General features: G+C 46.0%; 10 protein-coding genes. 7 read left to right on the forward strand and 3 right to left on the reverse strand.

Annotated elements, in window-relative coordinates:
- Nucleotides 1-58 precede the first annotated feature (58 nt).
- From MHI21_RS03065 to MHI21_RS03085, 5 genes are all read left to right on the forward strand, one after another.
- Complete coding sequence (locus MHI21_RS03065) at nt 59-1,840, forward strand: sensor histidine kinase (protein ID WP_341162385.1); 1,782 nt, start codon at nt 59-61, stop codon at nt 1,838-1,840.
- On the forward strand, nt 1,837-3,387 hold the full coding sequence (locus MHI21_RS03070) for a response regulator transcription factor (protein WP_341162384.1): 1,551 nt from the start codon (nt 1,837-1,839) through the stop codon (nt 3,385-3,387). The genes MHI21_RS03065 and MHI21_RS03070 overlap by 4 nt, the downstream gene beginning before the upstream one ends.
- 86 nt (nt 3,388-3,473) lie before the next feature.
- Nucleotides 3,474-4,430 (forward strand): sugar ABC transporter permease, encoded by a 957-nt coding sequence (locus MHI21_RS03075; protein WP_069010822.1) that lies wholly within the window; start codon nt 3,474-3,476, stop codon nt 4,428-4,430.
- A 14-nt stretch (nt 4,431-4,444) separates the two neighbouring features.
- Nucleotides 4,445-5,383 carry a carbohydrate ABC transporter permease gene (locus MHI21_RS03080; protein ID WP_165178879.1) on the forward strand — a complete coding sequence of 313 codons (939 nt, stop codon included), beginning with the start codon at nt 4,445-4,447 and terminating at the stop codon, nt 5,381-5,383.
- Between the two features lie 38 nt (nt 5,384-5,421).
- The gene (locus tag MHI21_RS03085; protein WP_341162383.1) at nt 5,422-7,101 is read left to right on the forward strand and encodes an ABC transporter substrate-binding protein; all 1,680 of its coding nucleotides are present in this window, start codon (nt 5,422-5,424) and stop codon (nt 7,099-7,101) included.
- A gap of 219 nt (nt 7,102-7,320) precedes the next feature.
- On the opposite strand, the gene MHI21_RS03090 is transcribed toward MHI21_RS03085, so the two are convergent.
- Both MHI21_RS03090 and MHI21_RS03095 read right to left on the reverse strand, forming a co-directional pair.
- On the reverse strand, nt 7,321-9,291 hold the full coding sequence (locus tag MHI21_RS03090) for a glycosyl hydrolase (RefSeq protein WP_342419410.1): 1,971 nt from the start codon (nt 9,289-9,291) through the stop codon (nt 7,321-7,323).
- Between the two features lie 324 nt (nt 9,292-9,615).
- Nucleotides 9,616-10,509, reverse strand: a complete 894-nt coding sequence (locus MHI21_RS03095; protein ID WP_342419411.1) for an AraC family transcriptional regulator — start codon at nt 10,507-10,509, stop codon at nt 9,616-9,618.
- A 157-nt stretch (nt 10,510-10,666) separates the two neighbouring features.
- On the opposite strand from MHI21_RS03095, the gene MHI21_RS03100 reads away from it, so the two are divergent.
- Nucleotides 10,667-11,572 (forward strand): DMT family transporter, encoded by a 906-nt coding sequence (locus MHI21_RS03100; protein ID WP_342419412.1) that lies wholly within the window; start codon nt 10,667-10,669, stop codon nt 11,570-11,572.
- A 56-nt stretch (nt 11,573-11,628) separates the two neighbouring features.
- Nucleotides 11,629-11,961 carry a chaperone CsaA gene (csaA, locus tag MHI21_RS03105; RefSeq protein ID WP_053324545.1) on the forward strand — a complete coding sequence of 111 codons (333 nt, stop codon included), beginning with the start codon at nt 11,629-11,631 and terminating at the stop codon, nt 11,959-11,961.
- 266 nt (nt 11,962-12,227) lie between these two features.
- Here csaA and MHI21_RS03110 read toward each other — a convergent pair whose 3' ends face one another.
- Nucleotides 12,228-14,654, reverse strand: coding sequence for a UvrD-helicase domain-containing protein (locus MHI21_RS03110; RefSeq protein WP_328801621.1), 2,427 nt, complete (start codon nt 14,652-14,654; stop codon nt 12,228-12,230).
- Between the last annotated feature and the right edge of the window lie 125 nt (nt 14,655-14,779).

Below are 14,779 nucleotides of genomic sequence, written 5' to 3' on the forward strand. Positions count from 1 at the left end.
TTTGTATAAAAGGGGCATTTTGCGCGCAGCAGCCGTACTGATCGGGGAGGGGCAAGCCATGTTTTTTATACGAATGATGAATGACATGAAACTGAGAAAGAAGATGACGCTTACATTCATTTCGGTAGCTGTTCTTCCCTTGCTGTTATGTGGCCTGTTTCTGACGGGGAAGCTTCGAGAGTCCGTCATTAAGGACGCCTTTATGCAAGTGTCCAACAATGTCGAGCGGGTCCGAAATCGTACAGAAGAACTGATCAAAGTGCCGCTGGACATCTCGTATCGGCTAACCAATGACAATTGGATGAAAATGGTAGCCAGCCAAAAGTATGACAGCTACATCGAAGTCATTCAGGCCTACCGGGAGTATACAGGTATTCGTGACTACCTCCAATTGTACAAAGAGATATCCGGCATCCGTGTCTATGTCCCTAATCCTGGAGCACTTAATAATTGGGAATTTATCCAGCCGGACGAAAGAATCACAACCGCAGATTGGTACAAGGAGGCCATCGCGCAGAAAGGATTGGCCGGCTGGAATTTAATCAAGGATGAGAGGGACGATGCTGATTATCTCAGCTTGATTCGTTCATTTTCAGTGGATTCACCAGGGCGAAAAGGGATTCTGGTCATAAATGTTAACCAGCGCCAATTAAATTCAATCCTGAATCAGGAATCGTTCCCTACCTTAATCGTGGATAACCGGAATCAGATTGTCGCGTCCAATGAAGCAGAGTTGTTTGGGAAGAATCTTTCTGAAATTCATGCCGACGAAAATATACTTTTCCAACAGGAAGGAAGTTACAACACACTCATTAACGGAAAAGCATCGAAAGTGGTGATCGCAAATCTAACTCCACAGAACAGCTGGAATGGACTTCGCATTATTTCCATTTTTTCCGTTTCTGAGATTACCCGAGATGCTAATCAAGTGATATGGCTTGGCGGAATCGCGATCACAGCCAGCCTGATATTTGCAGCCTTGCTTATCTATGCTTCTGCTTCGCTATTATCCAGAAGGCTTCTTCGCTTGAGCAAGCATATGACCCAAGTAGGGGCGGGCTCATGGGAAACCTATCTCCATATCGATGGGAAAGATGAAGTGGGGCTATTATCGAGGGAATTTAACGCGCTCGTCAGTAGCGTGAACGATTTGGTTCAGGAGGTTCAAGAGACGAATCGCCAGAAAAGTCTCGTGGAGCAAAGACAAAACGAGATCAAGTTCAAAATGCTGGCAAGCCAGATCAATCCGCATTTTCTCTTCAATTCTTTGGAGTCTATCAGAATGGAGGCCCACATTCGCCAACAGGACGATATCGCTAAAGCAGTCTGGCAGTTGAGCGCGTTGTTGCGCAGCAGTCTGGAGGCTGGTAACGACAAGATTCCACTGCGTAAAGAGCTTGAGCAAGTGTGCTGTTATCTCGATCTTCAAAAGTTTCGGTATGAAGACCGTTTGGAGTATCGCTTAACCGTTGATCCAAATTTGGAGAAAATGTTGGTTCCACCTCTGATTATCCAACCATTGGTGGAAAATTCCATTGTACATGGTCTGGATAATCAAGCAGAAGGAGCTGTCATTGAAGTGAAAGTTAAGGAAATCCCGGAGGGGGTTCGAGTTATGGTATGTGACAACGGCGCTGGTTTCACGGCCGATCGTCTCGCCCTAGTACAAGCAGAGCTTGCTGCATCCGTACATGAACAGGAGGTCCAGCGAATTGGACTACGAAACGTAAATGATCGTTTAGTCTTACTGTATGGGACCTCAAGTGCTTTACATATTGAGAGCGAGCCTGGGAAAGGCACTTGTATTCAGTTTTTCATACCTGGAGGTGAATCCAAATGATTAAGGTAGTCATCGTTGACGATGAGCCGAAGCTTCGTCAAGGGCTTCAAACGCTGATCCCATGGGAAAGCCTCGGATTTATCGTTACAGCTACGGCAGCCAATGGAAAAGAAGCACTGGAAGTCATCGAGGAAAAAGCCCCTGATGTCGTAATCGTCGATATCCGCATGCCGGTTATGGATGGCCTACAGTTGATTGAGCACTTGAGATCCAACGGTCATCATTTGCACTTTATGATCCTCAGTGGATATGCCGACTTTGAGTATGCCAAACAAGCGATCAAATATGGGGTATTCGGCTATCTCGTTAAACCGGTCGACATTGATGAAATGTCGTCCAGTTTAAAACGGATACGCGAGCGGATCGAAGAGGAGCGTCTTCAAGGGGAGTGGCGTAAGAGAGAGGTTATAAATCGGGATTTATACCTGCATAGCCTGCTCGTCCCTCAAGAGAGAACTGAAGATCCGGCCAAGTTGAGAAGTAAGGCAATAGAAGCGGATTTGTTGTGGAGCAACTACGAAGTCGTGGTCGTCTACCCGCGTGTTTCTGAAGTGGACCGTTCTGATGTCGCATACCAGCTTTCGAATGGATTGAAGGCAAAGATCGAGGGGCAGATGATGGGGCTTGTCACAGTAATCCCACCGTATACAGTCCTGTTGCTCAACGCGCCGTTGCGTGGAAGAGAACGGCGTGAAATTCTGCACAATGAGATTCGTAATGCTGCGGATAATGTTAGGTTCGTCGCTGCAACCGGAGGGGCAGTATCTGCTCCTGAAGATATTTGTAAATCTTTTTTAAAGGCCCAGGAAGCGGTAAAACAATCCTTTTTCAGTGAGAAGAACCGACTGCTAGGTCCGTATCCTTTCTTTTCTCCTGCGCTGGATTCCCCCCGCTTGTCTGCTGATAAAGCTGAGGAAACGATGGAGGAATTCATCTTCCGCCTGTATTACAGTCTGGAAGTAGGAAACCAAACCGCAATACTGCCATTATTGAACGAGGCGGCTGCATTTTTTCTCCAACAGGGGCAAGATGAGAAGTCAATCAAAGAGTCGTTCTTTTTTATGTCCAATGCGGTCATTCATAAGCTGACCGCGGGTTTCTGTATCGAGTTGAAAGAGACGGAGGAAGTTTCCCGTTTTTTGAATGGGATATACCAGCATGATCATTTACATGATCTTTTGGAAGAGACCTACCGTTTCCTGCTAGCTTTGGCGAAAGACTCCGAACCTCGTGGAAAGGAGCAGGAATTCAAAAAAATGATCGACTTCATTCACAGTCATTATACAGACAACCTGAAGCTGGAAACGCTGGCTGGACTACTAAACTATAGTACTGCCTATTTAGGCCAGCTATTCAAGAACAAGACTGGGGAGTACTTTAACACCTATCTGGACAGAGTCCGTATCCACAAGGCAAAGGAGTTGCTGGACCAGGGAATGAAAGTTTACGAAGTCGCTGAAAGCGTCGGCTATACAAGTGTTAACTACTTTTATAGCAAGTTCAAAAGGTACGAAGGCTGTTCACCGTCGGAATATAGAAATCCATAATTTGTGGATGATTTTTCCCGAAATCCGTTGTATGGGCTCTGACTCTCCTCTGTTTTATGATGGATTTAAGAGAGGGGATGAAAAAAATGAAAGCGGTAACAGCAAATTCGGAAAACGTATACAAAAAACCGAAGCGGAATGCTTGGAAGGTATTTAAAAGCCAAAGGTATCTTTATTATATGTCCATTCCGTTTGTGATCTGGGTCTTTATCTTTCAGTATTTGCCGCTATGGGGCTGGACAATGGCATTTCAGAAATACAGACCCGGTTTGAGTTTTTTTGAACAGAAGTGGGTGGGCTTGGAGCATTTTCGTACTTTGTTCCAAGATGATCATTTCTACCAAGTACTGCGGAACACGCTGGCTATGAGCCTTATGGGACTGGTCGCTGGTTTTATTGTACCCGTTGTCTTTGCTCTATTGCTCAACGAGGTCCGCATACAAGTGATAAAACGATTTGTTCAAACCGTATCTTATCTGCCGCACTTTGTTTCATGGGTGGTTGCTGCAGGCATTGTCACCAAAATGCTTTCAGCGGATGGCGGTGTCGTAAACGATATGCTCATGGGTCTAGGCATCATCGATCAGCCAGTCCAGTTTATGGCCCAAGGTAAATTATTTTGGTGGGTTGTAACTTTCGGAGACATCTGGAAGGAAACGGGGTGGAACGCCATTATTTATCTGGCTGCCATCGCCGGTATTGGTCCTGAATTATACGAGGCTGCGCGGGTGGACGGCGCTAGCCGATTACAGCAAATGTGGCATATCACGCTGCCGGGGATCCGGCCGACTATTATCATTCTCCTAATTATGTCTATTGGTCATCTGCTCGGTACAGGATTCGAGAAACAATTTCTGCTGGGCAATCACCTGGTCATTGATTACTCTGAAGTACTTGATTTATATGCGCTTAATTATGGTCTGGCAATGGGACGTTACTCTTTCGGAACGGCCATTAATATTTTTAATTCGGTGATAAGCCTGATCCTATTGTTTGCGGCTAATGGAATCTTTAAGCGCTATACCAACGAGAGCATTATGTAAGGAGGAGAATGGACATGGAGGCTGTCAAAAGCACTACGCCGGTCGGCGGATTAAACAACAAGCTTCAGGCGAAATCACCACAAGACCGAATCCTGGGGATAGTTGTTTATGTTTTCATGATTGTGGTCACCGTTCTGACGATCTACCCGTTCTTAAATGTGCTAGCTATCTCTTTTAACGATTCGGTAGACACCATTAGAGGTGGGATCACCATCTGGCCAAGGCAATTTACGTTGAAGAATTACGACTTGATTTTCACCTATGAGGGGTTAATCACTGGATTCAAAATCTCCTTTCTGCGAACCGTCATTGGCACCGTAGCGGGCTTGGTCAGCGGCTCGATGCTTGCCTATACGCTTGCACGAAGTGATTTTCAAGCTAGAAGGTTCATCTCCATCTTTCTGGCCGTCACCATGTATGTTTCTGGAGGGTTGATTCCAGGTTTTATCCTGATGAAGGAATTGCATTTAATTGATACATTTGCCGTCTATATTTTACCAGGTCTTGTAAGTGCGTTTAATGTCTTCATTATTCGTTCCTTCATTGATGGTCTGCCTTATGCGTTACAGGAATCAGCCAAGCTGGATGGTGCCAACGATTTCACGATCTACTGGCGCGTTATTCTTCCTCTTTGCAAACCGGCATTAGCGACCGTAGCGCTCTTCTTGGCAGTTGGGCAATGGAACTCTTGGTTCGATACTTATCTGTTTAATGGGTCTAACGAATCGTTGACGACTCTGCAATATGAATTGATGAAAATTCTGCAAAGTACGACAACAAGCGCAACCAATTCCCAGGACGCTGCCAATATGGCCGAGCGTATGGCACAGGTATCCCCGGAATCGGTCAAAATGGCAATCACCATCATTGTTACTGTGCCAATTCTTATCGTCTATCCTTTTCTACAAAAATATTTTGTTAAAGGTATGACGCTCGGGGCGGTAAAAAGCTAACACGAGGCAACATTCATTATAATGGGAGGTTTTGCTCCATGAAGCCAAGAAAAAATAGAATGGTCGTATCTTTCGTAATATCACTGACTTTAGTCGCGACCCTTGCAGGGTGCAGCGGTAATAATCCGTCTGAGGCTACCAAGGCCGTAACAACAGGAGACATCACACTTACTTATTTTTCGGAAGACTCCAGCACAAATTGGAATAGCATGAAGGATCAAGTCGGTAAGGTCATCGCTGAAAAAACCGGAGTAACTCTAGATGCTGAATTCGCTGTCGGAGACCCGGTCCAAAAGATTTCGTTGATTGCAGCCACAGGAAACTATCCTGATTTAATCGCTGCTAAGGCGGATGTCGGCAAACTTGTCGATGCTGGCGCAATCATTGATTTGACAGATTTGATCGACAAGCACGCACCGAACATCAAAAAAATGCTGGGAGATAAGCTTGTTCGGACAAAGTACAGTTTGGACGACCCATCGATCTATGTGATTCCGACTTGGTCCGCTGTAGAAGAGAAAAAAATCAAACCCGACGTAGGATTTAAACTCCAGCATCGTGTCGTCAAGGAAGCGGGATACCCCGACATTCGTACGGTACAGGATTTTGAAAAAGTCATTAAGGACTATATCACCAAGCATCCGACGGACGAAAATGGCAATAAAAATATCGGATTGTCCCTTAATGCCGACGATTGGCATATGTACCAGGTAACAAACTCAGGATTCCAAACGACCGGGGGACCAGACGACGGCGAATACTACATTGATCAAAAAACACATCAAGCGACCTATCACTTCCGCCGACCGGAAGAAAAAGAATATTTCCGCTGGTTGAATCACATGAACGCCACTGGATTGCTGGATCCGGAAAGCTTCGTGCAGAAGACCGATCAGTTTAAGGCGAAGGTGGCTTCAGGCCGCGTACTTGGCCTTGCCGATCCAGAATGGGACTATGGCGATGGGCAAAATGCGCTAAAAGCGGAGGGCAAATTCGACCAAACGTACGGTCATTATCCAGTCACCATGAGCAAGGAATATAAGGACACCAACTTTTGGCTTCCTGGCTTTGATGGGGGATATGGAATCTCGATCTCTAGCAAGTGCAAGGACCCGGTACGCGCTATCCAGTTCCTCGACTTTCTGGCATCGGAAGAGGGGCAAATCCTGAATAATTGGGGGATTGAAGGAAAGCATTACACGGTTAAAGACGGCAAACGGACGATTATTCCGGCTGTGCTGGAACGGATGAACAATGACAATGCAGCTTTCCAAAAAGAATCTGGAATCGGTCTATATTGGAACTTGTCGGTCCATTATGGTGATGGCATCAAGGACTCCACCGGCAACTACTTTACTCGTAGTTATCCGGAGATGCTGACAGCAACTTATAACAAGTCGGAGAAGGAAGTCCTAAAGGCCTATAAGATTGATCATTGGAAAGATCTATTCCCAAAAGAAGAAGAATTCCAACCGAGAGCATACGGAGCAGCCTACACGATGTCTCTCCCCAATGACGATCCGGCTGTTATTCTCGGAGCCAAGATGAAGGATATTACATGGAAACGAATTCCGGAAGCTGTCATGACCAAGCCGGAAAACTTCGATAAGGTTTGGGATACCTATATGGCAGAGCTGGAGAAAGCCGGAGTACAAGAAATGGAACAATCCTTTACCAAACATATTCAAAACCGGATTAAGCTATGGTCCACCAATTAATTCGTTTTGCATAAAAGAACGGGGCCGTTTCCACTTTCCAATTGGAGAGGAGACGGTCCTTTTTCATTAAGGTTTGCTATAGACTGCATTCGTTCAAGTTACAAACCAACAGCGGCCGCCTCGGTTATTTTCTGAGGTGGCCGCTGTTCTTTAGCGACAGGCTTCTACGCTGCTTCATAGTGCTGGGTGGAACGGTACGGTGAGTCCCGTAGGAGCGCCTTACTCCGCTTCATTCTTGGAGGAAGTAAATAGGTCTTGAGGAAGCTCATCCCTCGTGATCACGTAATCGCTGTTGAACACTTTTATGAGATGATCCAGGGAATTATATTGTCCGTTGCGGACGAAATCGCCCGTCCATGTGGTGAAAAAGAGCCAATGCGCTGAATATGCTTGAAGCAATTCGGGATCGCCAATTGGACCGTTTTCGGACAGACCAACCAGCTTCTTGTCTTGCACGAGATTCACCAAGCTGTCGTACTTGCCGATACTTGGACCGTAATTAGCCGCCGGGTTGTAGATATCCACACTTACAATATCGACGACATCGTCCCCCGGATACCATTCGGGGCTCTCGGAGTTCCATACCCAGATCAGATTGTTCAGGTGATGGTAGTGTGTTAGACGGTCGTACATGATACGGTACAGCTGCTTTGCGGAGTCTGGCCCTTGGGCGCCCCACCAAAACCATCTGCCTTCCGCCTCGTGCAGTGGTCTCCACAGCACCGGAACGTGAGCGTCTTGAAGGCGTTTCAACTGAGCGGCAATGGCATCAATGTCCCGCTGGATAAGCTGATATTCTTCCGACTCGGGATGATTAAGCGCATATTGAACGTCGAATGTAGTCGCCTCGGTGTAAAATCCGCGGTACCATTCTTTGCCTGGAATGTCATGTAGACCCTTAGGGGCATTCCAGTGCCATACAAACGTGACAATTCCACCTTCTTTGGCCCATTGGATCGCCTTGTCCACCTCAGTTGAAGTGGCACCGTGCTCGACGCGAGAGGGGGAGTAATCCATCATGTCCGTTGATAACATGGCAGGGTACTTTCCGGTGTGGTCTTTAATCCACTGGGCATCCTCCAGAGTGTGCTGACCGGAAAGAATGTTGCTCCCGTAACCCTCGACGAGATAACTCATGAGTGCCTTGGTTTCCATAGTCGCATTCGGGTTTACCGGCTTTTTCTCAATCTGATGCAGTTTCGGGGGGAGCACTGCTGACAGCTTGATGTAGTCGATATGATACTGGCCCAAGTCGACATTGAACTGTATTGTATTGTTTCCCGAATTCAGCATGATTTTACCGCCGGATACCTCGGTATAGCTTTCTGTTGTCGGAAGGGATATTTCGCTTGCCTGACCGTTGACCACCATATGGGTCTTTTTGTCACTATTAGGATTACTGTAACCGATTGCAAGATTGTAAAGACCACTTGAAGCTGCGTTATAGGCAAGGGTTAACGACCCTGTGCCTTTAAAGGCTGCGTAACCGGTACCAGAATAGCCCGTGCTGGCGGTTTCAGTGCTGACCTTACCAGTAATGACTCCGTCTTCGGCTTCAATTTTGATGTTTGTAGCAGGCAAACTGGCGAATTCAACCTTCACGTATTCGATCCCGTAATATCCCCAGCCTCTTGAAAAAGTAACCTCGTTTGTACCGGCATTCAACATGATCTTGCTTACCAACTTCTCGTTTACAACCGCACCTCCCGGAGGGGGAACCAGCGTTATGCTTTCAGCCATTGTACCATTGACCTCGAAGCTGGTATCCTTGGAGCCGGTGTCCGCCGGAATATAGTAACCGAGGCTCAGCTTATATAGACCTGCTGTCGGCACATTCACTTTAAACGTAGCCGTCCCGTCAGACTTGCCCGAATTTGGGTCATAATCATAAAAGAAGGATACATAACCGTCGCCTTTATAAAGTGTATCGCCGGTATAGGGAGTATCCCGTTTTTCTACGCCGTAACCTTGAATAATTGCATCCTTGGAGCTGACAACTGTAGGAGGAGATTTGCCATTAGTGGATAAATCTTGACTTGCACCCATCGTCGTTTCATCTTCAACTTCGGTGACCAAGTTAGTTGATTCTGCTTTTGCTAAGCTTGGAATTAAATCGAGAGATACCAACAAAAAACATAAGAGAACAAAACTAAGAATACCAAAAAACCTTCTTTTCCACGGATCTGGCATATGACTCACTCCTTGAATTAGATGTTACCGTCTTAATTGTCCTGCGGCGCAGCTTGAAGAAATCGTTTTCAAAAATAAAAAATTAAATAATAAACAACTGCTTCCATAATCCCATCTTTATTTGTATGCGTTTTCAATATTTCCTTTTAAGTTTTTTAGTTCATCACCTCGCTTTAATTTCATCATAAATTAGAGGCGAGGCAGGAACCATACAATGAATTTCGGAAGAAATCATCCTTAAATTATGGATTTTTAACTCCGATGGTAAACAAACTTCATATCTTCTGAATTTGTCTGGGCGAAATTTGCTGAACGAATTCTTCCTTAATTGATGAATTCATTTCTAAATTTCCGGAATTCTTTAGGTGTTTTTTTATGATGTTTCTTAAAAGACTGAATGAAGTGATTTACATGATTGAACCCCACTCTGTGGGCTATTTCAGTTATTGTAGAATCTGTTGAAATTAATAACTCGCTGCTTTTCTTGATACGGTACTTAATTAAGTAGTCGTAAGGTGTCATATGAATAGTTCTCTTAAAACTACGAGTGCATTCCGAAATACTTAAATGTGCTATAGCAGCAATTTCTTGCAGTGTTATATTGTCTGAGTAGTTTTGATGGATAAAGCTGAGCATCAATTGAAGTCGCTCCTGTTGCAATTTCATGTATTTAGGTGCTTCCTCAGAAGACAGCGAAATATTAGATATTAAGACTAACCATAATTGTGCCGTTTTGATGGAAACCTCGTATTCCCAGCCCCACTTTTTTTTCATATCAAATTTCTGTTTCATATCCCAAAGCATTTGCAATATTTGAATTTGCCATTCAGCATCTCCTTTGATTACGAATGACAATAAGAGAGAGTTTGTATAAGGCAGTACATAATTTTTTTCCATCGCACTATCTGCATAAAAGGCCAACAGCTTCTCAGGGAAATTAAAACTGACATATTGACCGTTATGTGTAAGGTGAGTAGTAACGTGAAGAACACCCTTATTAATTAAAATGGCCTGACCTGTTTCTAATTCATGATCAATCCCGTTAACTTGTATCACTAGCTTTCCTTTGGTAACCAAAGTGATTTGTAGTTCCTCATGCCAATGTAAATCGTTGAATCCTCTACCTTCAGGATTACTTGCATGAATAGTATGGGTGTACATGATGTATGGAAATGAAACATCGGGATATAGAATGGTCTCATGCAATTGTTTTTCCATTTTAGCGAGGTCCTTTCTGATGACGATATTTCTATATAAATTAAAGATATAGTTATACAAATAAAATAAAAGTGGTGATATTATTATACCAGATCTTCGGCTTATCATTACAATCCTGTGCACAGGCGATTGGATAAGACATCTTGGAGGCGTACATGTGAAAATAAATCAATCGTCGTTACCGTTTCATCCGTATATCTTGCTTTTAATCAGCATATTGTCTGTTTCTATCTCATCCATCATGATAAAATCCTCTGATACTCCAACCTCTGTGGCTGGGATGTACAGATTGTATATGTCAGTACTCATAATGCTTCCTTTTGTACCTTGGAAAATGTTCCGTTCCTTAGAAATGAACAAAAAAGATTGGAGTACCGTTTTCATTGCGGGTCTTTTTCTCGGGTTATATTTCTTATTCTGGATGGAATCTTTAGTATATACCTCAGTTGCGAGCTCCATGGTCATCTTATCCTTACAGCCTTTATTTGTAATGATGGGTTCATACTTTATGTTCAGAGAACGAGCAAACATATTGACCCTTCTTTGTTTGATCGCCGCTCTTGTCGGTTCAATCATTATAGCTTGGGGAGACATTGGGATTTCGAGAGAGGCATTAATCGGAGATGGATTATCTTTAGTAGGAACAATTTTGGTTTCAGCATATATGTTGGCAGGACAGAAAGTAAGCCACAAAATAAATGCAAATGTATATAGTGTTATTGTTTTTTTTATTGGTGGCAGCGTCATGCTGGTCTACAATTTGTTGAATCATTATGCCTTGATCGAATATGACTCGTCGGATTGGATTTATTTCTTGTTACTTGCAGTAATTCCAACTATTTTTGGACAATATATTTTTAATCTGTTGTTGAAATCAATGGGTGCAACTACGGTCTCAGTTGGTATTATTGGAGAGCCTGTTCTTGCCATAATTCTCGCCTACTTATTCTTGGGAGAAATAATCTCTGCATTTCAATTCATAGGTGGAATCATGACTTTATTCGGTATGGGGATGTACTTTTGGGCAAAATCTTTAAAGTATACTACGGTTGCAAAATATTAAATTTGAAATTCATTATCGCGAAATTGAATAAAACAATAGATGAGGAGAATGTTTAGATGGCAACGATTGATGATTTTTTGAAACTAGATATTCGAGTTGGAACCATAATTAAAGCTGAATTCTTTGCAGAAGCAAAAGTACCTGCTATTAAACTTGAAATTGATTTTGGACAAGATATCGGAATAAAAGCTTCGAGTGCACAAATTACAAAAAGATATGTGGCTGAAGATATTATAGGGGAACAAATCATAGGTGTAGTCAACTTTCCACCTCGACGGATAGCAGGCTTTAAGTCAGAGGTATTGGTCCTTGGAGGAATTCCTGAAAAGGGGGATGTGGTTCTATTGAAACCGGATATCAAACTACCTAACGGAACACCTATTGGGTGATAGAGCGCTTGTTTAATCATTAAAATATATAACTTCACAACAGGCAAGTCATTGAACTAACGGGATACGATTCTTCAATAGCAAGTTGAAATAGATAGCGGCAGACTAGGACTTTATTTTCACGTCCTAGTCTGCCGCTTTTTCTTTTATTGGTCTGTCTAAAGCTTATTTGATTCATTAAAATCTGCAACAGTTAGGCTGGAAATCACGAGTGTCACCAGTCCAGTAAAAGCACAGTTCTCCAATACCAGCTATACGCCTTATACCTATCTGGCTGGGATGCTGCGTGTCCCCTCTGTCATCGGGGAGGCGCAGAGCGGGCACACCGGCGGCGTGCCTGTGCTAGCCGCGCTTGTACGGCGTCCGCTTGTTGTGTCGCGCCGCATCCACGCTTTGCAGGCACCGTCGGTGCATTTCCACACGGGCACGTTGATGCGTGGCTCCGCCGGAGACCCTGTCACCGACGAGGTCGTCCGTGTCGTAGCGCTGCCTGGTCCCGGCCTGCTGCTTACGCGGGTCGCTGTGCCAGCCGCTGGCGATCCAGCACCAGCACGGTTGCTATACCCGGAAGCACCCTTCGGTTGGCCGAAGCTGCTGCGGCGTGCTTCCGGCTTGGAAGCCTCAGGGGCGACCCCATAGGCTTCCAGCAGGAAGCGTGACACGGCGGCAGGCTTGCCATGATTAGAGGCGGGAGAGGTGATGTATAGCAACTCCTTCGCCCGGGTGACGGCCACATAAGCGAGGCGGCGCTCTTCTTCAAGCGCTGCATCGTTATCCACAGCGGTAGTCGGGGCGGCGCCTGCCCGCCGATCCTCTGGAAGCTCGCTGTGCAGCGCCGAGCTGTGCGGCAGAATGCCTTCGCTGGCTCCGATCCAATATACGCAAGGGAATTCCAGCCCTTTGGCGCGGTGGATCGTCATGAGCCGAACTGCATCGCTGTCTTCTTCTCTGCGCAGCGATTCCATTTGGCGGTGACGCTCGGAAAGCTCGTCCGCAAAGCTGACGAACGCCTCCACGGTGTCAAACCGCTTGGCTGCCGTTTCGAGCTCCTCCAGACTTTCTTGCATCGTTTCCTTATAATGAGTCCACGCGCCCGTATCTCCGCTTTCCAAATATTTGTCATAAAAGACGCGCCGCATTTCTTGAATGGCATAGGCAGGTTTCATTGTAGTGAGACTGCGAATCAGACGAATACGTTCTTTTACCTGTTCACGCTGAAAATCACGTAGTCGATCCCAGCGGCTGAGATGAATCAGCGGGTATTTTTTAGCCTGCTGTTTCTCCTCGCGCATAATCCATTCCATCCCCGCCTCACGGGAGACGTACAGCGGCCCAAGGGTGCTCGGAATGGATTCCATACGCCGGGGATTCAGCGACAAGCGCAGGTGATCCATTAAGGGACGAATCAGGGACTGATCATAAAATACAGCCCCTGCTCCGTACTGAATAAATGGGACATCCCGCATAATTAATTGCTCAAAAATAGATCGGCTTCCGCTGGCTGTCCGGTGCAAAATAGCGATATCCCGGTAGCGCAGCCGACCTTCCTCTACCTGTCCGAGTAGATGGGTAACAATATGCCCCGCTTCCTCCTCGGGTCCGGATGGGGTGGCAAACTGCGGCGGCAAGCCTTCACGCCCGGCAGCTGAAAGACGCTTGGAGCGTCGATGAACATTTTTGGCGACAATGTTAGAACCAAGCCCTAAAATCCGCGCATCGCTGCGATAATTAATATCCAGGGTAATGACCTTTGCATCCTTATAGACCTTGTCAAATTCCAGAATGGATTCCTGGCGTGCCCCATTAAAGGTATAGATCGTCTGATCATCATCTCCCACAACCATCAGATTGCGATGTCGGGCAGCCAACCGCTGCACCATCTCATATTGCAGGGCATTCGTATCCTGAAATTCATCGACCATGATATGTGAAAAACGCCGCTGAAGCGGCTGAAGCACATCCGGGTCACGCAGCAGTGCGGAGGCACGCAGCAGAATATCGTCAAAATCCATTTTATTGCGCTCCTGTTTCCACGCTTCATAGGCGAGCATGGCACGCTTGGCATCCGATTCCTCGCGCACGCTTTCCGGCAGCTCGTCCGCGCTGCGGCCTTCCGCTTTCCAGGCGGAGAGGGCAGACAGCAGGCTTTCCGGCTGGAAAGCCTCGCTGAGCCCAAGCTGACGCAGCATCATTTTCATGACGGTATGCTGGGCCTGCGTTTCACCGAACACTTCATCTTGCACGCCGCGATGACGCAGCATCGCCAAAGCGAATGAGTGAAACGTGCGTGCCTGAACTGCACGTGCAGCGGCAGGGCGCACACCGGGTAATCCTGCGATGCGCAATTTCATTTCGGCAGCTGCCTTGCTGGTGAAGGTCACCAGTAGAATGGACGATGCAGGGACATCCCGCATCGCCATGAGGTAGCCTGCGCGGGCAGCCAGCACTGTGGTTTTGCCGCAGCCCGCCCCTGCAAGGGTCAGAAGGGGGCCTTTGCCGTGGCGAACGGCCTGGATCTGCGGGCGGTTCAGGTGAATGCCGGCGTTCTCTAAAGCACGAAAATAGGCAGAGTCTTGGTCGGTGTCGGGCACCAGCGTCATACTGGTATCCATGGAAGCACGACGTGCCTGAGGGCTCGACGTTGAATAAGGAACCCCGATGGGTCGGGGGTAAAAAGAAGGATTTGGGTCCATAATCCTGAAACCCCTTTCGTTCTTAAAATCTTCCATTTTCACAAATGGGGGTAGTTTTTGGTATGATAGAGTTCTAGTCAGCTTTAGCTGACGATAAGAACAAGGCGATGGACTAAAATAATGCT

Source organism: Paenibacillus sp. FSL H8-0168 (assembly GCF_038592955.1).
Lineage (GTDB): Bacteria > Bacillota > Bacilli > Paenibacillales > Paenibacillaceae > Paenibacillus > Paenibacillus polymyxa_B.

What these genes read in the sequence shown, in the direction of transcription:
- MHI21_RS03065 (WP_341162385.1), top strand. Translation starts at nt 59, where the DNA reads ATGTTTTTTATACGAATGATGAATGACATGAAACTGAGAAAGAAGATG.
- MHI21_RS03070 (WP_341162384.1), top strand. Translation starts at nt 1,837, where the DNA reads ATGATTAAGGTAGTCATCGTTGACGATGAGCCGAAGCTTCGTCAAGGG.
- MHI21_RS03075 (WP_069010822.1), top strand. Translation starts at nt 3,474, where the DNA reads ATGAAAGCGGTAACAGCAAATTCGGAAAACGTATACAAAAAACCGAAG.
- MHI21_RS03080 (WP_165178879.1), top strand. Translation starts at nt 4,445, where the DNA reads ATGGAGGCTGTCAAAAGCACTACGCCGGTCGGCGGATTAAACAACAAG.
- MHI21_RS03085 (WP_341162383.1), top strand. Translation starts at nt 5,422, where the DNA reads ATGAAGCCAAGAAAAAATAGAATGGTCGTATCTTTCGTAATATCACTG.
- MHI21_RS03090 (WP_342419410.1), bottom strand. Translation starts at nt 9,291, where the DNA reads ATGCCAGATCCGTGGAAAAGAAGGTTTTTTGGTATTCTTAGTTTTGTT.
- MHI21_RS03095 (WP_342419411.1), bottom strand. Translation starts at nt 10,509, where the DNA reads ATGGAAAAACAATTGCATGAGACCATTCTATATCCCGATGTTTCATTT.
- csaA (WP_053324545.1), top strand. Translation starts at nt 11,629, where the DNA reads ATGGCAACGATTGATGATTTTTTGAAACTAGATATTCGAGTTGGAACC.
- MHI21_RS03110 (WP_328801621.1), bottom strand. Translation starts at nt 14,654, where the DNA reads ATGGACCCAAATCCTTCTTTTTACCCCCGACCCATCGGGGTTCCTTAT.